The organism is Microlunatus sp. GCM10028923, from assembly GCF_042666975.1.
GTDB lineage: Bacteria > Actinomycetota > Actinomycetes > Propionibacteriales > Propionibacteriaceae > Microlunatus.
Map to the genome: position 1 here is coordinate 137,295 of NZ_JBHTFF010000005.1, position 25,614 is coordinate 162,908.

Consider the following 25,614-nt stretch of genomic DNA (forward strand, 5'->3'; position numbering starts at 1 on the left):
GATCACCACTCACCGAGCTTGGTCATCCGTTCGGCCACCTCGTCCGGGGTCGGCCGGATCAGGTCGCCGGCCCGTCGGCCGTCGGCGAGGAAGACCACCCGGTCGGCCCGGGCGGCCGCCACCGGGTCGTGGGTCACCATCAGCACCCGCTGGCCGAGGGTCCGGACCAGGCGCGCCAGCAGGTCCAGCACCAGGGCCGCGGTTCTGGTGTCCAGGGCGCCGGTCGGCTCGTCGGCGAAGATCACCGCGGGCCTGGTGATCAGCGCCCGGGCGATGGCCACCCGCTGCTGCTGACCGCCGGACAGTTCGCTCGGTCGATGCCGTACCCGCTCCGCCAGCCCTACCTGCTGGACGATCGCGGCCAGCCAGGCCCGGTCCGCCGTCGCCCCGGACAGCCGGAGCGGCAGGGTGATGTTCTCCTCGACGGTGAGCGCGTTGATCAGGTTGTAGGCCTGGAAGATGAAGCCGATCTTGGACCGGCGCAGCTCGGTCAGCTCGGTCTCGGTCAGCCCGGCCAGGTCGATCGGACCGAGCCAGACCGATCCTGCGGTCGGCCGGTCCAGGCCGGCCGCGCAGTGCAGCAGGGTGCTCTTGCCGGAGCCGGATGGCCCCATCACGGCGGTGAACGACGCCGCGCGCAGGTCAAGATCAACTCCGCGCAGGGCCCGGACCGCGCCCGGTCCGCTGCCGTACACCTTGGTCACCGCTTGCAGCCGTACGTCCTCCGCAGGGTCCATGATCACGACCCTAGGAACGGAGCCAGGGCAGCGCAGGCCGGTGTTCCCCCGACCTCGTACTGCAGCTAACCCCACCGCCGCGACTGTCCGCAGGGTGGCCGAGGCCCGGGGCCAGGGGTGCGTCCCCCAGTGTTGTGTGCGAGGGTGGAGCGGGTGCGAAGCGATGCGACAGCGGTGGCCGGGAGGCGTCGGAACCTGTCCTGGTTGGGCTGCTGTGCGCTGGCCGGCCTGGTGGTCGCGCTGACCGGCTGGTTCTTGATCGATTCCACAGCGCTGGCGGCCGACGGCGACGAGGTGCTGCCGCCCTGCGTCGGTTCGGATTGTCCGGACGAATACCCCGACCCCGCTCCCGGCGTGGTCACCGGCCGCGATGCGGCCGTCAACGTTTTCGTCGGCGGTGACTACCGGGTCCGCACCAACGCGGCCGAGGTCGAGGGCCGCGTGGTCGTGCTCGGTGATCTTGACGTCGACAAGGACCCCGCCAATGCGCGCTACGACATGGGCGCGGTCGGGGTCGGCAGCGGCGTGGTGCCGCCGGACGGGAGCGACTTCGTCAGCGTCGCCGGCACGGCCTCGATCACTGACCAGAACACCGTCGGCATCGGCACCGTGGCCGACGGCGAGCGGGTCTACGGCCAGTTCGCGTACGGCGAGTCGGCCGCGACCGACCGGCTGGACATCCTGTCCCCGGGCACGGCGCGGCAGGACACCGGGATCGCCGACCGGTATGCCGATGTGGCCACCTCGATCCCGCACCTGTCCCAGTGCCTAGCTGAACAGACCGCCCTGGGTACGGTGACCAACACCGGCTCGCAGGTGATCTTCATCGGCGACGGGATGAGCTCGATCCAGGTCTTCAACGTGGACGAGGATCTGGCCAGCGCGGACGGCGGTTCGGTGGGACTGGAGTTCCAGGAGATTCCTGCCGACGCCACGGTGATCGTCAACGTGCTCGGCGCCGAACGCAAGATCAACACCTACAGCGGCGGAGGCTCCGATCCGATCAACCGGCTCCGGTCCCGGCTGATCTGGAACGTCCCCGAAGCCTCGTCCTTCACCGTGACCGGCCCGTCGCAGTTCCAGGGAGCGATCCTCGGCGGGAATCCGGACGGCGAGACCACGATCGAGACGCCCGGCACGAACGGCCGGATCGCGCTCGCCGGATCGCTGACCCATCGCGGTTCCGGTGCCGAGCTGCACAACTACCCGTTCAACGGGCGGTTCCCGTTCTGCTCCTCGACACCCTCGCCCTCCCCGAGCCCTTCCCCTTCGCCGAGCCCGAGTCCTTCGCCGTCGCCGAGCCCCTCCCCCTCCCCGTCGCCGCCGCCGTCGCCAAGCCCTTCGCCGTCGCCGAGCCCGTCCCCGTCGCCGAGCCCGTCTCCTTCGCCGACCCCGAGCGGATCGCCCACACCGAGCGGTTCGCCGACGCCGACCGTGCCGCCGACGACCAGCCCGAGCAGTTCCCCGAGCCCGAGCGCGTCGACCAGCACCTCGCCGACGCCGATCCCCTCGGAGTCCCCCAACCCGGCTGTACCGCCGTCGGACACGCCTCCGGCGTCGGCTCCCGGCGGTGAGGGCTCCACCCCGCCCGATGACGGCGGGCTGCCGTCCACCGGCGCCTCCATTCCCCCGGCCTTGATCATCGGCGTCGCCGCAATACTGGTGATCGGCGCCGCCCTGGTGATCATCGGCCTACGCCGTCGCCGTCGCTGACCGTACCGTCGAGGAAGACGATTCCCCTTCGCAGCAAGGCGTGTCAGGGTGGTCACCATGACCGCCGATGATCAGCTCAAGGTACGCCGCTATACCGCCGATGATCAGCCCGCTGTGCTGGCGCTGGCGCCGCGGCTGGCGGTGGGGGTTGCGCCCTGGCGTGATCCCGAGGCGGTGGTGGCGGCCGTGTCCGGCTGGATCAACGGCTATCCCGACGCCGAGCCGAGCGCCGCGGCCGCCGTCTTCGTCGCCGAGCGTTCCGGGCGGATCCTCGGCTTCGCCGGCGTGGCCGAGCGAACCCACTTCTCGGGCGAGCTCGACGGCTACCTCGGTGAACTGGTGGTGGCTCCCGATGCCGAACGTCAGGGCGTCGGTCGAGCCCTCGTCACGGCCGCGGAGGGATGGGCCGGCGCACGCGGCCTGCGCCGGCTGACCCTCGACACCGGCGCCGCGAATCAGGGAGCCCGGGCCTTCTACCGCTCGCTGGGCTACCTGGAGGAAGACGTACGACTGAGCAAGGAGGTCCTGCCGTGACCGAGCCCCACTTCACGGAATCCCTTCCCCGCAAGCGATCCGCAGCCGATTGTCTGATCATGGACCGGGCGGGACGGCTGCTCGTCCTGAAGCCGTCCTACAAGGAGGACTGGGATCTGCCCGGCGGGGTGATCGAGGAAGACGAGTCGCCGTTGGCCGGGGCCCGGCGCGAGGTGCGGGAGGAGCTCGGCCTCGACCTGGAGCCGGGACGGCTGCTCGCCGTCGACTGGATCGCCCGGGCCGGCGACTTCACCGAGGTGATCGCATTCCTCTTCGACGGCGGCACGATCCTGCCCGCGGACATCGACCGCATCGTCCCCCAGCCCGCCGAGGTGATCACCTTCAGGTTCGTCACCCCGGCCGAGGCGGGCCATCTCCTCGACGCCGGACAGTACGCCCGCGTGACCGCCGGCCTCGCGGCCCGGGAGCAGGGATCCACCGCCTACTTGGAGAACGGCCTCAGCCGTGCCGGATCGGCCGGTACGTGAGCTCCTGGGTGTGGCCGTCCAGCGTATGGCTCTCGATCAGTTCAAGATCGAAATCGTCGGCACCGCCGAACACCGGCGCGGTGCCGGTCCGGCCACTGATCACCGGGAAGATCGTCACCTGCACCCGATCGACGAGCCCGGCCGCCATCAGCGCCCGGTTCAGCGCCAGACTCCCGTGCGACCGCAACGGGACCTCCGACTCCTCCTTGAGCCGCGCCACGAGCTCGACCGCGTCGCCACGCACGACCGTCGCATCCCAGTCGAACGGCCCGTTCAACGTGCTGGACACCACCGTCGTCGGCAGATTCCGCATCCGGTAGTTGATCGGATCGTCCGGCCCGACGTCCCCGATGTACCTCATGAACTCCCGGAACGTGTTGGCCCCCAGCACCATCCGCTGCTCCGCCTCGTACTGCGACAGCCGCCGCGCCAGGAACTCCGGCCCCTGCTTGCCCCAGTAGCCGCCCCAGTCCCCGCCCTCGTCGTACGAGCCGAACCCGTCCAGCGTCGCCAGCACGTCAAAGGTGTACGTCGCGGTCATCCTGATCTCCTCGGTCGCTAATGGGCCGCCCGGTCCGGGCCGCCGCTCACCCTTGCGACGAACAGCAACACCCCGATCGGACACCCCTCGGTTCGGAGGCGGCGCAGAGAAAAGCGGTGGCCCGCCAGCAAGATCAGGGGAACGATCGGTCCCATGACGGCGATCGAACCGGACTTCGACTCGGATCCGGAGCGCGCCGGGTCGTGGGACTCGTCCTGGGTGGTGCCCGACCAGGATTGGGATGAGGGCGCCGGACGCCTGATCGACGAGGCCCTGGCCCCGGTGCTCGACGTCGGCTGCGGAAATGGCGCCTTCGCCCGCCGACTGCCGCCCCTGTCCCGTTGGATCGGCGTCGACGCGTCCACCGAGATGCTGGCCCTGACCACGGCTCGGCCGGTCGTCCGGGCCGACGCGCGGCGACTGCCGTTCCGGGACGGCAGCATGGGCGCCGTCGTCTGCAAGTACATGCTTTACCACTTCGAGGATCCGAGCCTCGTGATCACCGAGGCCCATCGGGTGCTGCGGCGGGGCGGCCTGTTCCTGGCGGTCACGAAGTCACGCTCCCAGGACCCCGAACTCGTCCCGGACGGCTATCCGGCGACCACCTTCGATGCCGAGGAAGCCCCGCACCTCGTCGCCTCGATCTTCGGAACGGTCGACGTCGAGACCTGGGACGGCCCGTACGTGACCCTTCCCGATCGCGCGGCGGTAGCGGCCTACGCCCGCCACCATCACCTCTCGCCCAGCCTCGTCGACCGCGTGGCGACCCCGCTCACCCTGACGAAACGCGGCTGCCTGGTCTGGGCCCGGAAGTAGCCCGCCGCCACTGGCACGATTTTGCACTTTCCGTCTTCGCGGCATCGATTTCTCGTCGTTCCAGCGACCGCAAACTGCAATCCCGTGCCACTCACTCACCGAACCGCCTTGACCAGCACGGTCCCCCGACCCGCCGCGCCCGCCTCGACGGTGGCCGCCCGGTCCACGACCCAGCCGCAGGACTCGTAGAAGCCAACCGCCGGCCCTCTTTCGGTCACCACCCAGACGCGTCCGAAGCCGAGCTCAACCGCCCACCGCTCGAGCCGAGCCAGCAGCGCCCTGCCGACCCCACCGCGCCGAAGCCCGGATGGACAACCATGCCGACGATCCACGGAGTCGCCCTCGGCAGCACCTCGGTCAGATCATGTTCGGCCAGGCCCACCCGCCCACAACATCACCGGTCCCATTGACAGCAACGAACGTCACCGGCAACCGCGCCCCCGACTCCCGGGCCGTCGCCGCGACCCAGTCGGCCCGCCGCTCGAGCCCCAGCTCCGGCCCCATCTCAAACCAACGCAGCTCCGCCAGCGACTCGATCAGTTCCGGCCGTCCGACCGCGTTCTCGATCACCAGCTCGCCGCTCATCCGACCGAGTCTGGCTCGGCGGGCGACACGACAGCAAAGGGATTTGGAGGTGGGATGGAGTGGAGCGGGTGACGAGAATCGAACTCGCATAACCAGCTTGGAAGGCTGGGGCTCTAGCCATTGAGCTACACCCGCGCGCGTGACGCGGTGACGATCATAACCGGTCCAGCGGCCGAGCCTGACATTCCCCTCGCGTGCCGCCGCATGTAAGAATCTGCGTGTGGATGCAGATAAGAAGATATGCGGGATGGACCCGGACAGCCAGTACGTTGAGCTTGCCGTCGAGGTGTTCGCGATGCTCGCGGAGGCGACCCGGGTCCGGATCATCCTGGCGCTGCGCAACCACGGGGAGCTCTCGGTCAACCATCTGGCCGAGCTGGTCGGCAAGTCGCCGGCGGCGGTGTCGCAGCACCTGGCGAAGCTCCGGCTGGCGCGCGTCGTCGCGACCCGGCAGCAGGCGCAGAAGATCTTCTACCGGCTCGAGAACGAGCACGCGGCCCAGCTCGTCACGGATGCGATCTTCCAGGCCGAGCATTCGCTGGGCGGTACGCCGCGCCACCACCACGGCGAGCCCGGAGCCGACGCATGACCACCTCCGATCACCGTCACGACCACGGTCACCATCATGATCACCCCCATTCCCACGGGCACGAGTCCACGCATACTCACGAGCACGGACATGACCACGGACACGGGCATGATCACGAGCACGGGCATGATCACGAGCACGGGCATGATCATGATCATGGCCACCACCATCATCACGGCCAAGGCATCCGCGGCATGCTCCGGGAGATCTTCGTACCGCACACCCATGATGCGGCCGACTCGGTGGACCACGCGCTCGAAGCCAGTACGGAGGGGATCCGTACCCTCAAGCTGAGTCTGCTGATCTTGCTCGCCACGGCGATCGGGCAGGGCATCTTTGTCGCGTTCAGCGGTTCGGTGGCGCTGCTCGCCGACACGGTGCACAACGTGTCGGACGCGCTGACGGCCGTGCCGTTGTGGGTGGCGTTCGCGCTGGGTCGGCGGGCCGCGTCCAGGCGGTACACCTTCGGGCTGGGCCGGGCCGAGGATCTGGCCGGGCTGTTCATCGTCCTGGTGGTCGCGTTGTCCGCGGTCGTCGCGGCCTGGCAGGCGATCGACCGACTGCTGAACCCGCGGCCGCTGGACCACCTGGGCTGGGTGATCGCGGCCGGCGTGATCGGCTTCGCCGGCAACGAGCTGGTCGCGATCTATCGGATCCGCACCGGGCGCCGGATCGGCTCGGCCGCCCTGGTCGCCGACGGCGTTCACGCGCGCACCGATGGGTTCACCTCACTCGCCGTCGTGCTGGGCGGAATCGGCGTGCTGGCAGGGTTTCCGCTGGCCGACCCGATCATCGGCCTGATCATCTCGGCGGCGATCATGGTGCTGTTGATCGGTACGGCGCGCAATGTCGGCCGGCGCCTCCTCGACGGAATCGAACCCGAACTGGTGGACCGGACCGAGCACGCACTCCGGCACATCCCGGAGATCAACCGGGTCGCCGACATCCGGCTGCGCTGGGTCGGCCACCGGCTGCACGGCGACGTGCAGGTCGTGGTTCCGCCGGTCTCCCTGACCGAGGCCAACCGGATCGCCGCGGCCGCCGATCAGTCGATACGCCGGCACGTCAGAAACCTGGAATCCCTCTCCATCCGTACGATCGCCGATGCCGAACCGGAGGGCGCGGCCGGCAACTCCTGATCATGACCGTGGCAGGATGCATCGATGGGCATACCGGACGGTGCGACCGAGGAACATCTCGAGGTCGACGGCGGACGGGTACGCCTGCTCCGCGGCGGCCGAGCAGACCGGCCGGTCCTGTTACTGATCCACGGCGGCGGTACGGACAACGCAGCGATCTCCTGGGCCACGGTGTTCCAGGACCTGGCCGAGCACTGGCAGCCGATCGCGATCGACCTGCCCGGCTTCGGCGGTTCGTCGGGGATCGAGCCGGTCGGCGGCCCGCAAGAGCTCGCCCGGTTCCTGATCATGGTGCTGGACCAGCTCATGATCGACCGGGTGATCGGCTTCGGCGTCTCGATGGGCGGCGACGTCGCCCTCAACCTCGCCCTGCTCGCACCGGAACGGGTCGACGGACTGGTCCTGATCGCGCCCGGCGGCCTGGCTGAGAGGGTCGGTAGCCGCCTCGTCCACACCGCCGCCTGGCTCGGCGCAAGCCTCCCGGATCCCCTGCTGCTGCCGCTGGCCCGGCTCGCCGGCCGGTTCACCGAACAGGCTCTGCGGGCGATCGTCCGCCACCCGGACCGACTACCGCCCGAGCTGGTCGAGGAATTCGTCCGGGAGGCCCAACGGCCCGGCGGCGGCATCGCGTACGGACGCTACAACCAGGCCACGATCGGTCGTACCGGCATGATCAACAATCTGCTCCCGGTGGTGTCCACGATCACCGTGCCGACCCTGATCGTGCACGGTTCCGACGACCCGATCGTCGACCCGCGCAATTCGATGCGGGCCGCCGACCTCATGCCGGTCGCGCAATTGGTCATGATCGACGACTGCGGTCACTGGGTCCAGGTCGAGAGGCCGGCTCAGTTCCTCGCCGCGGTCCTGCCCTGGCTGGACGCACAACGACGGCCGTAGGTGCTCAGCCAACACGACCCCAGGCCAGCAGGTGATTGCTGAGGTCACGCACGCCGGGGACCGGGCCGAACCGGCGGGCGATCGTGAGGGCCGGCTCGAGCAGATCGTCGCCCTCGGAACCCCGGACCTCGAGCGCGGGGCCGGCGGGACCCTCCAGGCCCTCGCACTCGACCAGTCCGGCCGATTCGAGTTCCTTGATCAACTCCTCGGCGGTGTGGAAATGGGCCCCGGGGGACCGGATGTGGTCGAACCGGAAGGTACCCCGCTCCAGCAGTTCGATCATGGACGGCGGCAGTGGATCGGGCGCCTCGTCGCCGAGCCAGGCCGAGGCGAAGGCCACGATCCGCGGGATGGCGGCGGCGAAGACCAGCCCGCCGGGACGGGTGACCCGGGCCGCCTCGGCCAGCGCCCGATGCCGGTCCTCCGCCGACGCCAGGTGATACAAGGGTCCGAGCAGCAGGGCGGCGTCGACGTCGCCATCCGGCCAGGGCAGCTCGCGGGCGTCGCCCACCTCGGCGCGGAAGGTCCCGATCTCGGCGGCGCGCTCCACCTGCACCGGCACCGGGTCCAGCAGGCGGACCCGGTGTCCGGCCGCGGCCAGCCATTCGGAGTGGACCCCGGTGCCGCCGCCGACATCGGCGACCCGTGACTCGGGTACCAGTCGCTCGGCGATGATCTCCCGGGTGCGCAGGAGTTCGATCTTGCCCGCAGTGGAGCGGGTGGTCAGCCGGGAACCCTCGTCGAACCAGGCTCCGTAGTAGTCCTGGATCGCCGCGTCGATCCCGCCCTGACCATGATCGTCGACGTCGTCGCCGTTCATCACCTTGTCCATGCTCGCGTACGTCCTCCTGTCGATCAGCGGGCGAACGGCGGCCGCTGGCCCGGTTCGATCATGGGTCCGGACAGCTGGATCCGGGCGATCCGCCAGGCTCCGCCGTCCTTGATCATCGTGAGGCCCGCACGGAACGAGCCGTTGTTCTCGTGGCCCCGGGCCGTCGTCCGCTGCGACTCCACGGCATGCACCACCGCCACGTCGCCGTAGCGGGCGATGTCGGGGTCGGCCACGTCGAACGCGTGATTGATCAGCAGGCCGTCCCGGTGCCGGTCCGCCCACTGGGTGGCGTTCAGGACGAAGCCGACCGGGCCGATCCCGGTGAACTCTTCGGTCAGCAGGTCGGCGAACCCGTCCGCGTCCTGGGTCCGCTCCAGCTCTGCCCAGCGTTCGACCAAGGCCCGGATTTGATCATCGTCAGCCGCGGCAGCGCCGGACTCCAGCGGCAGTCCCGCGGCGGCCCAGTCCGCGATTCCCTCCGCATAGGTGCGCACGTCGCGATAGCCCGCCGCGGCGAGCGCCTCGGCAAGCTCCGGGCCCCGGCCGCACGCGGAGTCGGAGGAGTACACCACGATGGCGGCGCCCTGGTCGGGCAGCACGGTCTCGGCCCGATCCAGTTCCTCGATGGTCAGATTGAGCGCACCGGGCAGGTGACGCTGGGCGTACGGCGCGGCCGGCAGCGCGTCGACCACCGTCACGGAACCGGCTTCGACGGCGACGGCAAGTTCGTCGCGGCTGATGGTGTTCATCTCGATGTCCCCTTTGTAGTAACGGCTCTGACGGACCGTTGATCAGCAGACTGACCCGGTTCGCCACCAAGTGGAAGTGGAGCTGTCACGATTTCGCGCGCACTCTGCACAACCACATGGCTAGAGTAGCTCTAATTTTAGGGTGACTTCAACTAGCTGAGCGAGTGGACGAACGCGGTCTTCCCGTCGACGTAGCCCTGGCGGTCGTCGCCGAAGCGTGCGGCCAGGTCGTCCTTGAGCCTGGCGTAGCGGTCCCGAGCAGCATCGTCGGCGCGGAGCCGATCCCGAAAGCTCAGGTACGCAGACCAGTGCGACCCGCCGTAGCGAACGAGGTGGGCGTTGACGAGCCGGACCCGCTCGTCCAACTCCAGACCGAAGTTGCGGTGCAGTTCCGGCTCGCCGGACTCGGCCCGGGGCAGGAAGCCGAACCGTTCGAGGGCCGCCGTCACCAGCGGCGCATCGGCATCGTGACGGGCCCCGATCACGACATCGAGGATCGCCTTCGCAGGCAGGCCCGGCACCGCAGTCGACCCGACGTGCTCCACCGCGACCACGGCAGCGGGCAGGTGCGGCAGCAGTTCGGCAACCAGCTCGTGGAAGATCACCGGCCACCGAGGGTCGTACGGCACGATCTCGACGACGCCCCGACCCAGCCCGAGGGAGTGACGGATCCGGCCGGCCAATCCTGCACTGATCACCGTTTCTGCAGACATGAGCCCAAGAATGCCCCACAACGACAGGTACAGCCCAGACCCGCCGAGGTCACGGCAGCCGACTCAAGATCATCAAGCGCACCGCCGGATCGCTGTCGGCCAGGTGATCAATCGCACCCGGCCGGCAGATCACCGCCGGGTGCAGACGAGTTCGCCACCGAGCCGGCCGGCCTGCTCCAGCACCGTGAAGCCGTGCTGGTCCAGTTCGCGACGGAGGGCCTCGGGGGTCAGGTGCCGGCGGTGCGGGACCCACCAGCCGCCGGCGCGCTCGACGGCGTCCGGGGCCGCCGGCTCGGCGGCGACCCAGACCACGCCGGTGGCCGGGTCGTAGTGGTCGTCCTCGTAGGCGCGGGCAGGGTCGTACATGGCGGTCGTGATCAGGTAGCGCCCGCCGGGTTCGAGGCGACTGCGCACCCCGGCCAGCACGGCGGCCCGATCGGCGTCGGTCACGATCGACTGCAGGCAGAAGCAGTCGATCACGTAGTCGAAACGATCATCGGGCTCCGGCCAGCGGCAGATGTCCTGGACGGCGAACCGCACGTCCAGCCCACGTTCGGCGGCGAACTGCCGGGCCATGGCGATCGCATCGGGGACCAGGTCGACCGCCGTCACGGCGAAGCCACGCGCAGCGAGGAAGCAGGCCGCCGCGCCGGTCCCGCAGCCGTACTCGAGCACGCTCAGACCCGTGCCGTCGGCAGGCAGCACCCGGTCCAGGAAGGAGCGCGTCTCGAAGTCGTCGTAGCCCTGACTGCGTTCGCCGGGATGAAGATCATTCCACTGGTTGAGCCCCTCCCGACGCAGTTGCCGGTAGGCCTCGACATGCTCTGCCTCGTAATAGCGACCGGACATCCGGCCAGTATGCCGAGCGACCACCCCGGCCACCATGGGTTTACAGTTAGGGCAGCCTAACTTTAGGGGGATGCATGGCGACGACCCGACGTGCCCTGCTGGCGGGAGCCGTACTGCTCGCGGCCGGCTGTGCCCGGACCACCGACGAGCCGTCCGCGGCACCGCCGGACGCGGCCGACCGGAGGACGATCAAGCACAAGTTCGGCGAGACCGTGATCGAGGGCAAGCCCGAACGGGTGGTCACGGTCGGCTGGAATGATCATGACTTCGTGCTGGGGCTGGGCGTCGTCCCGGTCGGCATCCGGGCCTGGTTCGACAACTACGACACGCTGCCCTGGGTGACCGAGGCGACCGGTGGGACGAAGCTGCCGACGGTCGCCGCCGACGAGATCGATCTTGAGGCGGTAGCCGCAGCGCAGCCGGAGTTGATCTTGGCGATCTACGAGTCGATCGACGAGGCCCTGTACGGCAAGCTCTCCCAGATCGCCCCGACCGTCGTCCAGTCGGCCGATCACCCGGACGAGGAGACGCCCTGGGACGTCCAGTTGATCACCACCGGGCAGGCGCTCGGACTGGCCGATCAGGCGGAGGCGACCAAGATCAAGCTCACCGACGCCATCGAGCAGGCCAAGACCGAGCATCCCGAGTTCGCCGGCAAGGTCCTGGTCGAGGACTTCGGGCCGGAGAACGGCGGGCACTACCTGATCGGCAAGGGAGATCCGCGCCGCGCCCTGCTGGACGCCCTCGGCTTCGACGCGCAGCAGGAGAAGGGCGACCTCAGCGAGGAGAACCTCCAGTTGCTGGACCGCGACGTGTTGTTCGTCGTCGGCGCGACCAAGGAACAGATGATCAAGTCCTCCCTGTTCGCGGCCCTCGCGGTGGTCAAAGAGGACCGGACGCTCTACACCACCTTCGAGTCCAACCTCGCCGCCGCGCTGTCGTACTCGGGACCGAGCGCCCTCGGCTACGCCCTGGACAAGCTCGTCCCGGAGTTGGCCAACGCGCTGAACGGACGACCGGTCACCGACCTCGCCGACGCGTAATGATCACCGGCGCACTGCGAAGCGCAGATGCAGCGCCCGGCGGCCCTGCACGACGATCGGGTCCTCCAGCAGCAGGTGCCCGCGATCCAGCTTCGCGAAGTACGGGATGCCCTCGCCGAACAGGACCGGGACCAGGCTGACGCAGACCTCGTCGACCAGGCCGAGATCCAACGCCTGCTGGGTGATGCTGGCGCTGGCGATCGTCACGTTGCCGTCCCCGGCGATCTCCCGGGCCAGCTCGACGGCGGTGGTGACATCGCCGACGAAGGTGGTCCGCGGCCACCGCTCGGCGGCGTTCTCCGGCACGCTGTGGCTGACCACGACGACCGGCGCCCCGACCGGATGTTGATCACCCCAGCCGTCGGTGAGGTCGAACAGGCGCCGCCCCGAGATCAACGCCCCCACGTCGATCAGTCCGCGCAGCACCTCGGCGCTCGCGGAGTCGACCGAGAGGCGGATGTCGGGATTGGCACTCTCGACCTCGACCTCGCCGTCGTCGTACCACTCGAAGAGTTCGTCGATGCCATCCTCGGGGTTCGCGATGAAACCGTCGAGCGACATCGTCATGTGGCTGAACACTCGTCCCATGATCGGGAGCTCCTTCCGGGTTCGGCGGCCGGTTGCCGCCCTTCACTCCCCGTACGGAACCGAACGCCCCGATCCGACACTTCATCCTCAAGATCGGGCGCATTCGAAGATTTCTTGGCCCGGTTGTCTGATTCGGCGATCCCTGTTCGACGGTGGGGTGAGAAGCCAAACAAGGGACATCGTCCCACCCGACCGAGGAGATCATCATGTACGACTACACGAGCCCCGAACTGCCGAACCAACGGTACGGCGAGCTGCTGCGGGCCGCGGACCAGGACCGGCTGGCCCGCCGGATCCTCAAGGAGCAGAAGGCCGCCAGCCGCGCCGCCCGGCGCCGGGGCCGGCACCAGCCCGCGTCCTACCCCGTGGTCCGGCCCGCCTGACGCGCGGGCCGACCATGATCGCCAACCTCGTGGTGCGTGCCGCTGGGCGGAGAACGATCCCCCACATCCTGCTCCCCCGCCGACGCCCGGCGCACGCCCCCCACGGTGCGATTCCGTTGAAGCATCACACATCGAGCCGTCTCGCTGCCAGGGACGAAGGTCCCAACTCCGCGGGCCTGCCGGTGGTGAATTCTTGACCCACCGACCATGATCACCGGATCGCCTCGCGGCGGCCGGATCGGCATACTCGGAGCATGATGATCCGACCGGCCGAACTCGAGGCCATTCGTCGCGGCGAGATCGACCTGGCGTTTCGGCGCTGGGACCGGGCCAGGGTCAAGGTGGGTACGAAGCTGCGGACCGCGGTCGGCCTGATCGAGGTCGTTGCGGTGGAGCAGGTGACGGCGGCGAGCCTGCGCGCGGCCGACGCCCGCCGGGCCGGACACCCGTCGCTCGACTCGCTGCGGGACGGGCTCGCGGCGCGGACCGACCGGCCGATCTTCCGGGTCGAGGTGCGCCATGCCGGCGCCGACCCGCGGGAGGCCTTGCGCGAGACGGTGCCGGATGCGGAGGAGCTGGCCACCATCGTCGCCGGTCTCGACCGGCTGGACGCGGCGTCGCCGATCGGCCCGTGGACCAGGGCGACGCTGCGGTTGATCGACGCCCATCCCGAGGTCCGGGCGCCCGAGTTGGCCGAGCGCGTCGGCCGGCCGACCGCCGAGTTCAAGACCGACGTCCGCAAGCTCAAGGACCGCGGCCTGACCGAGTCGCTGGCGATCGGCTATCTGGTCTCGCCGCGGGGCCAGGCCGTGCTGGACCACCTCGACGGCCCGAAGGTACGGACACCACGCAGGCCGGGCACCCCGCTGCCGCGCAACATCGGCGCCCCGGCCACCGGTGCGCTGCGCGCAGCTGAGGTGCACACGCTGGAGGCGGTCGCCGGCTGGCGTCGCGACGACCTGGCCGCCCTGCACGGGGTCGGGCCGGTGGCCCTTGATCGACTCGCCACCGCGTTGTCGGAGTTGGGGCTCGGCTTCGCCGACTGATCAGTCCGCTGGCGACACGATCCCTGAGCAAGGCGGAAGGGCGGACCACAGCTGGCTTGGCCCTTCGACAAGCTCAGGGCGCGTTACGGTACGGGCCGCTGCTCCGGTCCGGTGTAGGCGCTGAGCGGCCGGATCAGTGAGTTCGCGGCCTGCTGCTCCAGGATGTGCGCGGTCCAGCCGGTGATCCGGGACAGCACGAACAGCGGCGTGAACATGTCGATGTCGAAGCCCATCAGGTAATAGGCCGGGCCGGACGGGAAGTCCAGGTTCGGGTGGATCTGCTTCCGGTCCAGCATCGCCTGCTCCAGCGCCTGGTACACGTCCAGCCACTGCTGGCCGTCGGTCAGCCCGGCGACCTTGATCAACGACTCCTTCATGGTCGGCACCCGCGAGTCGCCGTTGCGGTAGACCCGGTGCCCGAAGCCCATCACCTTCTGCTTCGCCGCCAGCTGCTCGTCCAGCCAGGCCACCGCCCGGTCCGGCCCGCCGACGTCGATCATCATCCGCATCACGGCCTCGTTCGCGCCGCCGTGCAGTGGACCCTTCAGGGCCCCGATCGCCGCGGTCACGGCGGAGTAGAGGTCGGACATCGTCGACGTGACCACCCGGGCCGCAAACGTCGAGGCGTTGAAGCTGTGCTCGGCGTACAAGATCATCGAGGTGTCGAACGCGGCCACGATCTCCGGGTCCGGAACCTTGCCGAAGCACATCTGGAAGATGTTCTCGCTGAACCCGAGCGACGGATCCGGCGCGATCCGGTCCAGGCCCTGCCGGCGCCGGTAGAACGCGGCCATGATCGTCGGGAGCTTGGCGTACAACGCCTGCGCCTTGGCCAGGTTGGCCTCCCGGCCGGGCTCGTCCTCGGCCGGGTCCTCGGCGCCGAGCACGCTGGCCGCCGTCCGCAGCGCGTCCATCGGGTGGCAGGTGGTCGGGATTCGATCAAGGATCTCCAGCGTGGCCGAGCCCAGCTCGCGCTGCGACCGCTCCGTCTCCACGAACGTCCGCAGTTGATCTTCGGTCGGCAGCTCGCCGTTCCAGATCAGGTACGCGACCTGCTCGAAGGAACACTTGGCGCACAACTCCTGCACCGGATAGCCGTAGTAGGTGAGCGAATTGGTCTCGGGTACGACCTTGGAGATCGACGTCGTGTCGGCGACGACGCCGGCCAGGCCGCGGCGGACTTCGGTGTCACTGCTGCTCATTGATCATTCTCCTGTCGTCGCCGGGCCGGTGGGCCGGACGGGGATCTCGAAGTCGACCAGGTCCTGGTCGACCGCACGGTACGCGTCGTAGTCGATCAACTCGTAGAGCCGGGCGCGGGTCTGCATCCGGTCCACCAGATCCCGCTGGGTTCCCTTGTCGCGAAGGGCTCCGAGGGTCTCCTCGACCGTGCCCATCGCGGCCCGCAGCGTGGTCACCGGCCAGATCACGGCGTTGTAGCCGAGGTCGGTCAGGGTGGCGACGTCGAGCAGCGGGCTGCGGCCGAACTCGGTCATGTTGGCCAGCAGCGGTACGTCCACGGCCTCCCGGAACGCGGCGAACTCACGTTCGTCCTGCAGCGCCTCGGGAAAGATCAGGTCGGCACCCGCATCGACGTAGGCGCGGGCCCGTTCGATCGCCGCGTCCAGTCCCTCCACCGCGCGGGCGTCGGTCCGGGCACAGATCACGAAGCCGGGATCGCGCCGGGCCAGCACCGCGGCCCGGATCCGTTGCAGCATGTCCGACGACGACACCACCTGCTTGTGGTCCAGATGCCCGCAGCGCTTCGGGTTCACCTGATCTTCGAGGTGGCAGCCGGCCAGGCCCGCCTCCTCGAAGATCGTGATCGACCGGGAGACGTTGGCCGGTTCACCGAAGCCGGTGTCGGCGTCGATCAGCACCGGCAGGTCGGTCACCCGGGCGATCTGCTGGCCGCGGCCGGCGACCTCGGTGAGCGTGGTCAGCCCGATGTCGGGCAGCGCAAGATCAGCCGCGACCACGGCGCCGGAGACGTAGACGCCGTCGAAGCCGTACTCGGTGATCGTGCGGGCCACCAGCGGCGAGAAGGCGCCCGGGAAGCGGAGCAGCCGGCCCGAGGCCAGCCCCTCCCGCAGCGCCGCCCGCCGTTCGGTCGGAGTGGTGCGCGCCAGCCCGGGCGGCATCAGAAGATCCCCTGCGACTTCACGTCGGCCAAGGCGCCGTCAGGCAGCGTGACGGTCAGCTGCCGTACCTCCTCGGCGGACAGTTCCTCGACCCGGCCGGCCAGCTCCAGGAAACGATCTTGCTCGGCGGCCGGCACGATGCCCTCGGCGAGGGTACGGAACTTCGCGACGTAGTCCGGCCGGGCGTACGGTTTCGCACCGCGCGGGTGGGCGTCCGCGACGGCCAGTTCGTCGGTGATCGTGGTCCCGTCGGCCAGCACGATCTCGATCCTGCCACCGAATGCGCGCTCGTCGGGGTCGGGAGCGTGATATCGGCGAGTCCACTCCGGATCCTCGACGGTACGGATTCGTCGCCACAGGTCGATCGTCGAGGGGCGGTGCGCCCGCTCCGGCGCGTAGGACCGCTCGTGGTGCCAGCTGCCGTCCTCGAGCGCGACGGCCAGGATGTACATCAGGGAATGATCAAGCGTCTCCCGGCTGGCGTCCGGGTCGTACTTCTGCGGATCGTTCGCGCCGGAACCGATCACGTTGTGGGTGTGGTGGCTGGTGGTCACCACGATCTCGTTGATCTTGGTCGGATCGGTGATCTTGGACCGGACCCGGATCGCCAGGTCGATCAGCGCCTGCGCCTGGTACTCGGCCGAATGCGCCTTCGTGAACGTGTCCAGGATGCCCCGCTTCGGCTCGCCCGGGTCCGGCAGCGCAACCTGGTAGTCGGCGTCCGGGCCGTCCAGCAGCCAGGCGATCACGCCGTCCTCGCCCTCGTAGATCGGCGCCGGCGCCCCCTCGCCGCGCATCGCCCGGTCCACCGCCTCGATCGCGATCTTGCCGGCGAACGCGGGAGCGTAGGCCTTCCAGGAGGAGATCTCGCCCTTCCGGCTCTGCCGGGTGGCCGTCGTCGTGTGCAGGGCCTGGCCGACCGCCTGGTAGATCACCTCGGCCGGAAGTCCCAGCAGGGTGCCGATCCCGGCCGCCGCCGACGGCCCGAGATGCGCCACGTGATCGATCTTGTGGGCGTGCAGGCAGATCGCCCGGACCAGCGCCACCTGGAGTTCGTAGCCGGTGGCGATGCCGCGGACAAGATCATGACCGGTCTTGCCGGTGTGCTGGGCCACGGCGAGGATCGGCGGGATGTTGTCGCCCGGGTGCGCGTAGTCCGCGGCCAGGAAGGTGTCGTGGAAGTCCAGCTCCCGTACCGCGACGCCGTTGGCCCAGGCCGCCCACTCGGGCGAGTAGGCCCCGGCGATCCCGAACACCGTCGAACCCGGCCGATAGGGATGCGCCTCGGCCTGATGCCGCGCATGCACGACCGGGCCCCGGCGCAGCGACGCCACGGCGACCGCCGCGTTGTCGATGATCCGGTTGCCGATCATCTCCACGACTTCCGGCAGCACCTCGACCGGATCGACGGCGGTCTCCGCCAACCGCCACGCCAACTGCTGTTCCCGTGGCAACGCGTCCGCAGACGCCGCCACACCGACTCGAAGTGTCCTCACCCGGCCGAGTCTACGAAGCCGGGCGAGGATTTCAGGAGTAGGTCACCCGGTAACGCAGGTGGGTGACCCGGGTGCCCTCGACCAGCTGCAGCAACTCCAGGTGCGTGTGCTCGTTCTCGATCTTGTCGAAGTAGCGCACCCCGTCCCGGATCAGGATCGGCACCAGGTCCACCCGGAGCTCGTCCAGCACGCCGAGGTTCAGGCATTGCTGGGCGATGCTCGGCCCGGCGACGTTGATGTCGCGCCCGGCGGCGACGTCGCGGGCCTGGTCCAGCGCGCTCTCGACGCTGTCCACGAAGGTGAACGGAGCGTCCGGGACCGGCGGCCAGTCGGCCGGCGGCGGCCGGTGCGTGATCACGAAGGTCGGCGAGTCGTTCGGCGGCCTGCCACCCCAGCCGTTCGCATGGTCGAAGATCCCGCGGCCGCAGACGAACACGCCCTCGGTCTCGTTCCGGTGCCAGTACTCCGCGCTCGCGGCCGACATCCTGAACGTGATCGGATAGCCGGCCGGGCGCACCTCGACGTCGCCGTTGGTGTACCACTCGAACAGCTGGCCGACCGAGTCGTCGGGATAGGCGACGAAGCCGTCCAGCGACATCGTGAAGCTCGAGAAGACGATTCCCATGACGCTCAACTCCTGACCGGGCGGCACGTTGCGGCCGCCTCACCCGATGATCGGAGCCGATCGCGCGGACCGGACATCCCAACGCCGTTCAGAGGTACGGGCCGCCGACGGTCAGGGCTGGAGCCGTTCGGCCCGGAACCCCGTACCGTCCTTGAGATAGCGGAGCCGGCGGTGGAACCGGTCCGGGCTGCCGTGCCAGAACTCCAGCTCATCGGGTACGAGCAGCCAGGCGTGCCAGCCGGCCGGGCGGGAAATCGGCTCGGACGACGCGGCGAGGCGGTCCACGGTCTCGCGCAACTCGGCGGCATCGGTCAGCACGCCGGACTGGTGGGCCGTCGCGGCGACCGCCTGAGCGCCGCGCACCCGGCCCTGGAACAGCAGGTCGGACTCGGCGTCCCCGGCCGGGCTCAGCGTGCCGGCGATGGTGAGTTGCTGGAGCCGTTCCCGCCAGTACAAGTTGATCACCGCCCGCGGGTTCTCGGCGAGCTCGCGCCCCTTGCGGCTGGTCTCGGAGAATCCCATGATCACTCCGGCGGGCCCGATGTCCTTGATCAACAACGTCCGGGCCGAGACCCGGCCGGTGGCGGTCGCGGTGGCCAAGGTGGCGGCCCGCGGCTCCCGTACCCCGGAAGCCTCGGCGGCGGCCAGCCAATCGGCCGCCAAGGTCAGCGGGTCGACCGGTGGGCGGTCGAACTCCGGCAGCAGCAGCGTCGTATCTCCGGTCAGTGCTTCCACGCAAGCCATTCTGGCAGCACGACGACGCCCGGGAACGGACCAGAGAAGCCGCTGGACCGGGCAGGAGACCACCCGCATTCTGGACCGAGACACGCGCCCTCGGGGTGCCTAGGCTCGGTCCATGTGACCACCCGGATGACAGACGGATCCGCCGGTGACGCCGACTACGGGACGATCGGCACCGGCTACCGCAACTACCGCCGGCCCGAACCCGAATTCGAGGCCGCCATCGCCGCCCAGCTCGGCGACGCCCGGACCTTGATCAACATCGGCGCCGGCGCCGGATCCTACGAACCGCGCGACCGGATCGTGACCGCGGTCGAGCCCTCGGCCTCGATGCGGGCCCAGCGACCCGACTGGCTCGCCGAAGCCGTCGACGCCACGGCGGAGCAGCTGCCGTTCGACGACGACAGCTTCGACGCCGCGATCAGCACGTTCTCGGTGCACCAGTGGAGCGATCTCGACCGCGGCCTCGCCGAGGTACGCCGGGTCACTCGCGGCCCGGTGGTGATCATGACCTGCGATCCGGACCTGCTGGACCGGTTCTGGCTGGCCAAGTACGCGCCCGAAGTGATCGCCACCGAGGCCCGGCGCTACCCGACGCCCGCGCGGATCGCCGCCGGACTCGGCGGGACGACCGCCGTCGTCCCGGTGCCGATCCCGGTGAACTGTGTGGACGGGTTCGGCGAGGCCTACTACGGGCGGCCGGAGGCGCTGCTCGATCCGGGCGCGCGGCGGGCCAACTCGGCCTGGAGTTTCGTCGAGCCCGAGGTCGCCGAGGCGTCGGTCGAGCGACTCCGTACCGCGCTCGACGACGGCAGCTGGGAGGCGGCGCACGGGGCGCTCCGGACCCAGCCCCACTTCGAGGGATCGCTCGTGTTGATCACGTCACGGCCCTGACCGGCGGAAATCCACTGGACCGGCCAGCAGGAGGTCTGGTCTGATCCCGATCATGGCCGAGCACCGACCGCAGTTCGACGACGCGCTGGTCCGACAGCTGGTCGACGACCAGTTCCCGGACTGGGCCGGGCTGCCGCTGGACCGGGTCCTGCCCGGCGGTTCCGATCATGCGATCTACCGGCTCGGCCCGGAGCTCTCGGTCCGGGTGCCGCGCCACTCCGGCGCGATCAACGACGCCGCCAAGCACGCGTACTGGCTGCCGTTGCTGGCACCCCGGCTGCCGCTGGCCGTACCGGAGCCGGTGGCGGTCGGGCAGCCGGGACGCGGCTATCCGTGGTCCTGGCTGGTCTGCCGCTGGCTCGACGGCACGGTCGCGACGGCCGCCGAGTTCGCCGACTCCGTGGACGTCGCGCTGCAGCTCGCGGACTTCCTGGTGGCGTTGCGCTCGGTCGACCTGGAGATCCCCGAGGAGTGGCGGGACCGCATCGCCCGGGGCCGGATCAGCGGCCGGGATGCCGAGACGCGGAAGGCGATCGCGAAGGTCGGCGCGGACTTCGACCAGGACGCCCTGCTCGCCGTCTGGGAGGAGGCCGCGGCCGCCGAGCCGGGGCCTCAGAGCTGGGTGCACGGTGACTTCCACAGCGGCAATCTGCTCGCCCGGGACGGCCGGATCAGCACCGTGCTGGACTTCGGCAGCTTCGGCCGGGGCGATCCGGCCGCCGACCTCGACATCGCCTACTCGCTGATGTCGCCGTCGGTCCGGCAGCGGTTCCGCGACGCGGTCGGACTGGACGACGCCGCCTGGGTCCGGGCCCGGGGCAACGCGATCGCCGGCGGCGTGATCGCCCATGCCGCCTACGCGAGCACCCGGCCGGATATCCGCGCGTTGACCACCCGGCAGGTAGGGCAGGCGTTGATCGGCTGACCGAAATCGACGGCGATTCGCCCGTTCCGGGCCAATCCGGCGCAGCACGCGCGAGTTCCCGTCGATTTCGGTCACTCAGCCGCGGTCCAGCCGGTACACGACCTTGTCGTCCAAGATCAGGTCGAGCGCGTCGAGTGCCTCCTCCAGCTGGGCGAGCGACGAGGCGCCGAACAGCGGGATCGGGGTCGGTTCCTGGCGGAGCAGCCAGGCCAGCACCACCTGGTTCGGGGTCGCGTCGAGCTCCGCCGCCACCTCGCGCAAGGTCTGCAGCCGTTGGTACGCGCTCGGATGGGCGTAGCCGCGACCGGCCGGCAGCGGGCGTTCGGCGTGGCCGTAGCTGCCGGCGAGCAGCGGGCTGTAGGCGACCAGGGTGACGTCGGGGTGCTCGGTGACGTAGTCCAGCAGCTCCAGGCCGGCGATCTCGGGCCGGTTCGCGAGCGGCGTCGGCCAGAGGTAGGTGTATTCGGACTGGATCACCGTGAACCGCGGCAGTCCATGATCATCGGCGAGCCGCCGGGCGCGTTCCAGCCGCCAGGCGAGGTAGTTGCTGCAGCCGACCAGGCCCACGGCGCCCTGCTCGGCCAGCCGGCCGAGGGTGGTGACGGTCTCCTCGAGCGGGGCGGTGCGATCGTCGTAGTGGGCGTAGTAGAGGTCGATCCGTTCGACGCCGAGCCGGTCCAGACTGCCCCGGATCGCTGCCTCGATGGCGCTTCCGCCGAGGCCCTCCCAGTTCCCGATCACGTTCGGGTCGTCGCCCTTGATCATCTTCGCGCCGCACTTGGTGGCCAGCACGAGTTGATCACGGTTCCCGGTGGCCCGCAGCCAGTCGCCGAGCAGCTGTTCGCTCTCGTGGCCGGTGCCGGCCCACTGGTTGTAGTTGTCGGCGGTGTCGATGAACGTACCGCCGGCCTCGACGAACCGGTCGAGGATCCGGAACGCGGTCTCCCGCGGGGTGGTGGTGCCGAAGTTCATCGCGCCGAGGCAGAGGGCGCTGACCGTACGCTGCGCGCCCTCCGGGCCGATCCGGCGCTGCGGAATGATCTTGGTCGTTGCGGGCATGTCTGCACCCTAGGCCTGGCGGTACCCGGGCGAGCGGTCCGTTCCGGGCCGGGCTTTCCGGTCCAATCGGCTACCAGCCGGTCTGTCCGTCGACGGCCTGACGGAGCAGATCCGCGTGTCCGTTGTGCCGCGCGTACTCCTCGATCATGTGCAGCAGCTGCCAGCGCACGGACGCCGGCCGGCCGAACACCGGCGCGTGGAACACGTCGTCGAGCTCGAACCGGGCCGCCACCTCCCGACTGGCGGCGACCTCGTCGAGGAACCGCCCGTAGTCGTCGGCCGCCTGGTCCGGCTCGAGTTCACGCAGGTCCGCACCGCCGGCCGGATAGACCCGCGCCCGGTCCTCCGCGCCCGCCATCGACCGGGTGAACCAGGTCCGCTCGACCTGGGTCAGATGCCGCAGCAGCCCGAGCAGGGAAAGGTCCGACGGCGGAGCAGCCCGGACCGCGAGCTGGGCGCCGGTCAGCCCGGCACACTTCCGCAGGAACGTGCTCCGGTGCAGCTCCAGCCGGGTGTCGATCATGGTCCGTTCGTCGGCGATCAGCAGTTCGTGCGGATCGTCACGATCCACGTCGGGGGCGATCCAGGTCATCGGCAACTCCGTCCGGAAGGCTTGGCCCGGACATCTTCGACCCGCACCGGGGCCTTGCCGCAAGCCCCCGCTGCCGCTATAACGTGGGAGAAGGAGCCCAGTCCGTCCCGCGGCGCAAGATCAAATCCGTTGCCCGGGAGATCCGGAAACGGAAAGACTCGGGCCATGGAGCTGCTGGACGATGGTCAACGACGACGGCTCGTCACCTATCACCCGGGCGCCGAGGAATGGATCGAACGGCTGCCCGGACTGGTCGCCGAGTACGCGCGGAAGTGGCGGCTGACGATCGGGCCGAGCTACCGGCCCGGTGGCGACGCGAGTTGGGCCGCTCCGGCCGACCGGGCCGACGGGACGCCGGTGGTCCTCAAGATCGCCCTGCCCGATCCCGACTTCGCCGCCGCGTTCGCGGTGCTCCGGCACTACGACGGCCACGGTGCGGTACGGATCCACGAGGCCGACCCCGACGAACGTGCGACGCTCACCGAACGGTGCGAGCCGGGCAGCACCGCCTCCGAACACCCGCCCGAGATCGCCCTGGCCGCCGCGGCCGAGGTGCTGCCCCGGCTGTGGCGCTCCGAGCCGGACCCGAAGATCCCGGTGCCGCTGCTGCGGGACCTGGCCGCCGACCGAGCGGTACGCCTTCGGGAGCGGGCCGACCGGCTCGACGACGCGCTGCTCCGGGAGGGCGCGGCCCTCTACGCCGAGCTTGCGGTCGCGACCGAGGACGACCGGCTGCTGCACGGGGATCTCAACCAGCGCAACGTGATCCGCGGCGAGCGCGGCTGGCTGGCGATCGATCCCCGGCCCTGCCACGGCGACCCCGCGCACGAGCTGGCCGCGTGGCTGGTCAATCGCAGCGAAGCCGAGCCCGACCCGGTCGGCCAGGCCCGGCGGCTCGCCGATACCCTCGGCCTTCCGCAGGACCGGTCGGTGCGCTGGCTCGCCGCGCAGACGGTGCTGCTGTGCTCCTGGCTCATGGACAGCCGTGAACCAGGCCCACTGACCGCGTATGTCCGGACGGCCCGGACGCTGCTCGCCGCAGCTTGATCACCAGGGGGATGCATGGATGTCATCGTGGCCGCCGAGCAGCGGCAACGCGCGGCCGAGGCGATCCTCGGCGAGCTCGACCTGATCGGCCGGTGGTCGGCCGTGGGCCGGCCGGTGGTGGTCGGTGCGACCTCGTACGGGCTGATGGTGGCGCCCGACCTCGATCTCGAGATCTTCTGCGATGCCGAGCCGACGGCCGAGGCCGGCTTCGCGGTGCTGGCCGCCTGCGCCGCCCACCCGGGGACGATCAGAGCGGCCTATTCGAACCACCTCGACGGCGCCGACGAGGGCATCTACTGGAAGTTGGGCTTCCGGCACCAGGGCGAGGAGTGGAAGGTCGACATGTGGGCCCTCCGCCATGATCATCCGGGGCCGCTGTCGTCCTCGCTGGTCGAGCCGATGCGGGCGGCGCTGACGCCCGAGTCGCGGCGGACGATCCTCACGATCAAGCAGGAACTCGCCGCCCGCCCGGACCGGCGCTGCGGCTCGATCCATGTCTACCGGGCCGTACTGGCCGACGGCGTGGCGACCTTCGACGAGTTCGAGACCTGGCGGGCCGATCACGACACCGAGTCGCTGACCGACTGGCGTCCATGATCATCAGCGCCTGATCGTCAGCGCATGGTCGGCCGGGCCTGGACGAAGGTCCAGCGGTGCCCTTCCGGATCCTCGGCGACATACTTCCGGCTGCCGTGCCGGGCGATCTCCGAGATGATCACCGCGCCGGACTCCTTGGCTCGCGCGAAGTGGGCTTCGAGATCGTCCACATGCACCCAGACGCCGTGGGTCACCGGCCCGCCCGGCGGGCGCTCGCCCCGGAGCGGGAGCAAGATCAACAGCGAGTCGCCGATGTGCAGGTCGATCCAGCCCGGCCCGTCGCCCTCCTCCGGGACCCGGTCGACGTCCCAGGAACCGAGCCCGAAGGCCGACCGGAGCCACCGGGCCGCGGTGCCGGGATTCTTGTAGTACAAGGCGATCCCGAGCCGCCCGGTCTCTCGTGGTTCGCGGGGCGCGGTGTCCCGGCGCAGCGTCCAGGCCCGGAAGGTCGGCAGCATCGACACCCAACCGAAGCCCAGTCCGGTCGGATCGCCGCCGAGCACCAGCCGCTGCGCGACGCTGACCCTGGTGCCGCCGCCGGCCGGCTCGAAGCGCACCTCGGTCTCGGTGTCCTGCACGCTGTCCCGCATCACCAGCAGCACCCCCGGCTGCCAGGTGGTGATCCGAGCCGTCTCCAGTTGATCACCGGACGCCTCGTCGTAGATCTCGAGCATCCGCCCGCCGACGCCCGGTTCCAGCCGCAGCTCGGCGAGCCGGGACGCGTCGTAGTGGTTGATCGGGCCGCGGACCCACCACAGGTTGATCTCCTCGGTGAAGATCCGGAACGCCGTCTCGGGATCGGTCGCGATCTCCACGCTCGACTCGGCGGAGGTCCTGGTCATCGGCCGGCACCCTTCTCCAGCCGAGCGGCCGGCACCCGTACCTCCGCGTAGGCCTTGAAGCCGGCCAACTGCTCGTCCCAACTCGTCTGCAGCTGACCGAGCCACGCGCTCAACGGCGCGATGCCCTGTGTGCGCAGGCGGAACAGCCGCACCCGCGCATCGTCCGGCACGCGTTCGTCCTCGACCAGGCCGGCCTGCAACAGCGTGCGCAGGTGTCGGCTGATGATCGGGGCGGACACCCCGAGCAGCTCGGAGAGCTCGCCCGGCCGGTAGGCCCGGGAGCCCAGCAGGTCGACGATCCTGCGCCGGGCCGGATCGGCAAGCGCGGCGAGGACATCGTCGACGCCGTTCTGATCTGTCTCCACAAGGGCAATAGTTGCACATTTCGTTAATGATTGGCAGCATGGCCC

The 25,614-nt window shown here is 70.0% G+C and carries 32 protein-coding genes and 1 tRNA gene; 14 read left to right on the plus strand and 19 right to left on the minus strand.

Annotated features, from left to right (window positions below):
• Positions 1 to 2: 2 nt before the first annotated feature.
• The gene (locus tag ACFQU4_RS13725; RefSeq protein ID WP_377492647.1) at positions 3 to 737 is read right to left on the minus strand and encodes an ABC transporter ATP-binding protein; all 735 of its coding nucleotides are present in this window, start codon (positions 735 to 737) and stop codon (positions 3 to 5) included.
• Positions 738 to 890: 153 nt separating this feature from the next.
• Between ACFQU4_RS13725 and ACFQU4_RS13730 the strand changes: the two genes are divergently transcribed.
• The 3 genes from ACFQU4_RS13730 to ACFQU4_RS13740 are packed head-to-tail and all read left to right on the plus strand — an operon-like array spanning position 891 to position 3,472.
• The gene (locus ACFQU4_RS13730; RefSeq protein ID WP_377492650.1) at positions 891 to 2,450 is read left to right on the plus strand and encodes a choice-of-anchor A family protein; all 1,560 of its coding nucleotides are present in this window, start codon (positions 891 to 893) and stop codon (positions 2,448 to 2,450) included.
• A 57-nt stretch (positions 2,451 to 2,507) separates the two neighbouring features.
• Positions 2,508 to 2,984, plus strand: coding sequence for a GNAT family N-acetyltransferase (locus tag ACFQU4_RS13735; protein WP_377492653.1), 477 nt, complete (start codon positions 2,508 to 2,510; stop codon positions 2,982 to 2,984).
• Positions 2,981 to 3,472, plus strand: a complete 492-nt coding sequence (locus ACFQU4_RS13740) for an NUDIX domain-containing protein (protein WP_377492656.1) — start codon at positions 2,981 to 2,983, stop codon at positions 3,470 to 3,472. Before ACFQU4_RS13735 ends, ACFQU4_RS13740 begins: the two co-directional genes overlap by 4 nt.
• On the opposite strand, the gene ACFQU4_RS13745 is transcribed toward ACFQU4_RS13740, so the two are convergent.
• The gene (locus ACFQU4_RS13745) at positions 3,444 to 4,013 is read right to left on the minus strand and encodes a dihydrofolate reductase family protein (protein WP_377492659.1); all 570 of its coding nucleotides are present in this window, start codon (positions 4,011 to 4,013) and stop codon (positions 3,444 to 3,446) included. The two genes, ACFQU4_RS13740 and ACFQU4_RS13745, sit on opposite strands and share 29 nt — an antisense overlap.
• Positions 4,014 to 4,166: 153 nt before the next feature.
• Between ACFQU4_RS13745 and ACFQU4_RS13750 the strand changes: the two genes are divergently transcribed.
• Positions 4,167 to 4,829 carry a class I SAM-dependent methyltransferase gene (locus ACFQU4_RS13750; protein WP_377492662.1) on the plus strand — a complete coding sequence of 221 codons (663 nt, stop codon included), beginning with the start codon at positions 4,167 to 4,169 and terminating at the stop codon, positions 4,827 to 4,829.
• 95 nt (positions 4,830 to 4,924) lie between these two features.
• On the opposite strand, the gene ACFQU4_RS13755 is transcribed toward ACFQU4_RS13750, so the two are convergent.
• The 3 genes from ACFQU4_RS13755 to ACFQU4_RS13765 all read right to left on the minus strand — a co-directional run bounded on the left by ACFQU4_RS13755 (position 4,925) and on the right by ACFQU4_RS13765 (position 5,549).
• Positions 4,925 to 5,161: a GNAT family N-acetyltransferase gene (locus ACFQU4_RS13755; RefSeq protein WP_377492665.1), complete on the minus strand. Its 237-nt coding sequence runs from the start codon at positions 5,159 to 5,161 to the stop codon at positions 4,925 to 4,927.
• A 25-nt stretch (positions 5,162 to 5,186) separates the two neighbouring features.
• Complete coding sequence (locus tag ACFQU4_RS13760; RefSeq protein ID WP_377492668.1) at positions 5,187 to 5,414, minus strand: hypothetical protein; 228 nt, start codon at positions 5,412 to 5,414, stop codon at positions 5,187 to 5,189.
• A gap of 60 nt (positions 5,415 to 5,474) precedes the next feature.
• A tRNA-Gly gene (locus ACFQU4_RS13765) sits at positions 5,475 to 5,549 on the minus strand.
• 112 nt (positions 5,550 to 5,661) lie between these two features.
• Here ACFQU4_RS13765 and ACFQU4_RS13770 point away from each other — a divergent pair.
• Genes ACFQU4_RS13770 through ACFQU4_RS13780 form a run of 3 tightly spaced genes read left to right on the plus strand, consistent with a single transcriptional unit; the run spans position 5,662 to position 8,042 of the window.
• Positions 5,662 to 6,003, plus strand: a complete 342-nt coding sequence (locus tag ACFQU4_RS13770; protein WP_377492671.1) for an ArsR/SmtB family transcription factor — start codon at positions 5,662 to 5,664, stop codon at positions 6,001 to 6,003.
• Complete coding sequence (locus ACFQU4_RS13775; protein WP_377492674.1) at positions 6,000 to 7,142, plus strand: cation diffusion facilitator family transporter; 1,143 nt, start codon at positions 6,000 to 6,002, stop codon at positions 7,140 to 7,142. The genes ACFQU4_RS13770 and ACFQU4_RS13775 overlap by 4 nt, the downstream gene beginning before the upstream one ends.
• A gap of 24 nt (positions 7,143 to 7,166) precedes the next feature.
• A complete protein-coding gene (locus tag ACFQU4_RS13780; protein ID WP_377492677.1) occupies positions 7,167 to 8,042 on the plus strand; it encodes an alpha/beta fold hydrolase in 876 nt (291 codons plus the stop codon).
• A gap of 4 nt (positions 8,043 to 8,046) precedes the next feature.
• On the opposite strand, the gene ACFQU4_RS13785 is transcribed toward ACFQU4_RS13780, so the two are convergent.
• The 4 genes from ACFQU4_RS13785 to ACFQU4_RS13800 form a co-directional block, all read right to left on the minus strand.
• Positions 8,047 to 8,874 (minus strand): class I SAM-dependent methyltransferase, encoded by an 828-nt coding sequence (locus ACFQU4_RS13785; RefSeq protein ID WP_377492680.1) that lies wholly within the window; start codon positions 8,872 to 8,874, stop codon positions 8,047 to 8,049.
• Between the two features lie 23 nt (positions 8,875 to 8,897).
• The gene (locus tag ACFQU4_RS13790) at positions 8,898 to 9,623 is read right to left on the minus strand and encodes a DUF4440 domain-containing protein (RefSeq protein ID WP_377492683.1); all 726 of its coding nucleotides are present in this window, start codon (positions 9,621 to 9,623) and stop codon (positions 8,898 to 8,900) included.
• A gap of 152 nt (positions 9,624 to 9,775) precedes the next feature.
• Positions 9,776 to 10,336 (minus strand): GrpB family protein, encoded by a 561-nt coding sequence (locus ACFQU4_RS13795; RefSeq protein WP_377492686.1) that lies wholly within the window; start codon positions 10,334 to 10,336, stop codon positions 9,776 to 9,778.
• Positions 10,337 to 10,465: 129 nt separating this feature from the next.
• Positions 10,466 to 11,185 (minus strand): class I SAM-dependent methyltransferase, encoded by a 720-nt coding sequence (locus ACFQU4_RS13800; RefSeq protein ID WP_377492689.1) that lies wholly within the window; start codon positions 11,183 to 11,185, stop codon positions 10,466 to 10,468.
• 74 nt (positions 11,186 to 11,259) lie between these two features.
• Here ACFQU4_RS13800 and ACFQU4_RS13805 point away from each other — a divergent pair, with 74 nt between their 5' ends.
• Positions 11,260 to 12,228 carry an ABC transporter substrate-binding protein gene (locus ACFQU4_RS13805; protein WP_377492692.1) on the plus strand — a complete coding sequence of 323 codons (969 nt, stop codon included), beginning with the start codon at positions 11,260 to 11,262 and terminating at the stop codon, positions 12,226 to 12,228.
• Positions 12,229 to 12,231: 3 nt separating this feature from the next.
• Here the strand turns inward: ACFQU4_RS13805 and ACFQU4_RS13810 are convergent, their stop codons facing one another.
• A complete protein-coding gene (locus ACFQU4_RS13810) occupies positions 12,232 to 12,816 on the minus strand; it encodes a dihydrofolate reductase family protein (protein ID WP_377492695.1) in 585 nt (194 codons plus the stop codon).
• A 206-nt stretch (positions 12,817 to 13,022) separates the two neighbouring features.
• Between ACFQU4_RS13810 and ACFQU4_RS13815 the strand changes: the two genes are divergently transcribed.
• Together ACFQU4_RS13815 and ACFQU4_RS13820 are read left to right on the plus strand one after the other, a co-directional pair.
• Positions 13,023 to 13,199, plus strand: coding sequence for a hypothetical protein (locus ACFQU4_RS13815; RefSeq protein ID WP_377492698.1), 177 nt, complete (start codon positions 13,023 to 13,025; stop codon positions 13,197 to 13,199).
• 254 nt (positions 13,200 to 13,453) lie between these two features.
• Positions 13,454 to 14,245, plus strand: coding sequence for a hypothetical protein (locus ACFQU4_RS13820; protein ID WP_377492701.1), 792 nt, complete (start codon positions 13,454 to 13,456; stop codon positions 14,243 to 14,245).
• Between the two features lie 83 nt (positions 14,246 to 14,328).
• Here ACFQU4_RS13820 and ACFQU4_RS13825 read toward each other — a convergent pair whose 3' ends face one another.
• From ACFQU4_RS13825 to ACFQU4_RS13845, 5 genes are all read right to left on the minus strand, one after another.
• The gene (locus ACFQU4_RS13825; protein ID WP_377492704.1) at positions 14,329 to 15,447 is read right to left on the minus strand and encodes a bifunctional 2-methylcitrate synthase/citrate synthase; all 1,119 of its coding nucleotides are present in this window, start codon (positions 15,445 to 15,447) and stop codon (positions 14,329 to 14,331) included.
• Positions 15,448 to 15,450: 3 nt separating this feature from the next.
• Positions 15,451 to 16,386 carry a methylisocitrate lyase gene (prpB, locus tag ACFQU4_RS13830; RefSeq protein ID WP_377492707.1) on the minus strand — a complete coding sequence of 312 codons (936 nt, stop codon included), beginning with the start codon at positions 16,384 to 16,386 and terminating at the stop codon, positions 15,451 to 15,453.
• The gene (locus ACFQU4_RS13835; protein WP_377492710.1) at positions 16,386 to 17,882 is read right to left on the minus strand and encodes an MmgE/PrpD family protein; all 1,497 of its coding nucleotides are present in this window, start codon (positions 17,880 to 17,882) and stop codon (positions 16,386 to 16,388) included. Before ACFQU4_RS13835 ends, prpB begins: the two co-directional genes overlap by 1 nt.
• Positions 17,883 to 17,913: 31 nt before the next feature.
• Positions 17,914 to 18,507 (minus strand): dihydrofolate reductase family protein, encoded by a 594-nt coding sequence (locus ACFQU4_RS13840; RefSeq protein ID WP_377492713.1) that lies wholly within the window; start codon positions 18,505 to 18,507, stop codon positions 17,914 to 17,916.
• Between the two features lie 111 nt (positions 18,508 to 18,618).
• The gene (locus ACFQU4_RS13845; protein ID WP_377492716.1) at positions 18,619 to 19,242 is read right to left on the minus strand and encodes a pyridoxal 5'-phosphate synthase; all 624 of its coding nucleotides are present in this window, start codon (positions 19,240 to 19,242) and stop codon (positions 18,619 to 18,621) included.
• A 135-nt stretch (positions 19,243 to 19,377) separates the two neighbouring features.
• Here ACFQU4_RS13845 and ACFQU4_RS13850 point away from each other — a divergent pair, with 135 nt between their 5' ends.
• Together ACFQU4_RS13850 and ACFQU4_RS13855 are read left to right on the plus strand one after the other, a co-directional pair.
• On the plus strand, positions 19,378 to 20,142 hold the full coding sequence (locus tag ACFQU4_RS13850; RefSeq protein ID WP_377492719.1) for a class I SAM-dependent methyltransferase: 765 nt from the start codon (positions 19,378 to 19,380) through the stop codon (positions 20,140 to 20,142).
• A gap of 52 nt (positions 20,143 to 20,194) precedes the next feature.
• Positions 20,195 to 21,067, plus strand: coding sequence for a phosphotransferase (locus ACFQU4_RS13855; RefSeq protein ID WP_377492722.1), 873 nt, complete (start codon positions 20,195 to 20,197; stop codon positions 21,065 to 21,067).
• Positions 21,068 to 21,142: 75 nt separating this feature from the next.
• Here the strand turns inward: ACFQU4_RS13855 and ACFQU4_RS13860 are convergent, their stop codons facing one another.
• Positions 21,143 to 22,126, minus strand: a complete 984-nt coding sequence (locus tag ACFQU4_RS13860; RefSeq protein WP_377492725.1) for an aldo/keto reductase — start codon at positions 22,124 to 22,126, stop codon at positions 21,143 to 21,145.
• Between the two features lie 70 nt (positions 22,127 to 22,196).
• On the minus strand, positions 22,197 to 22,718 hold the full coding sequence (locus tag ACFQU4_RS13865; protein ID WP_377492728.1) for a DUF664 domain-containing protein: 522 nt from the start codon (positions 22,716 to 22,718) through the stop codon (positions 22,197 to 22,199).
• A 165-nt stretch (positions 22,719 to 22,883) separates the two neighbouring features.
• Here ACFQU4_RS13865 and ACFQU4_RS13870 point away from each other — a divergent pair, with 165 nt between their 5' ends.
• Complete coding sequence (locus tag ACFQU4_RS13870) at positions 22,884 to 23,765, plus strand: aminoglycoside phosphotransferase family protein (protein WP_377492731.1); 882 nt, start codon at positions 22,884 to 22,886, stop codon at positions 23,763 to 23,765.
• 15 nt (positions 23,766 to 23,780) lie between these two features.
• The gene (locus ACFQU4_RS13875) at positions 23,781 to 24,362 is read left to right on the plus strand and encodes a hypothetical protein (protein WP_377492734.1); all 582 of its coding nucleotides are present in this window, start codon (positions 23,781 to 23,783) and stop codon (positions 24,360 to 24,362) included.
• Between the two features lie 17 nt (positions 24,363 to 24,379).
• Here the strand turns inward: ACFQU4_RS13875 and ACFQU4_RS13880 are convergent, their stop codons facing one another.
• Together ACFQU4_RS13880 and ACFQU4_RS13885 are read right to left on the minus strand one after the other, a co-directional pair.
• Positions 24,380 to 25,204, minus strand: a complete 825-nt coding sequence (locus tag ACFQU4_RS13880) for a VOC family protein (protein ID WP_377492737.1) — start codon at positions 25,202 to 25,204, stop codon at positions 24,380 to 24,382.
• Positions 25,201 to 25,569, minus strand: a complete 369-nt coding sequence (locus ACFQU4_RS13885) for an ArsR/SmtB family transcription factor (protein WP_377492740.1) — start codon at positions 25,567 to 25,569, stop codon at positions 25,201 to 25,203. Before ACFQU4_RS13885 ends, ACFQU4_RS13880 begins: the two co-directional genes overlap by 4 nt.
• Positions 25,570 to 25,614 lie beyond the last annotated feature (45 nt).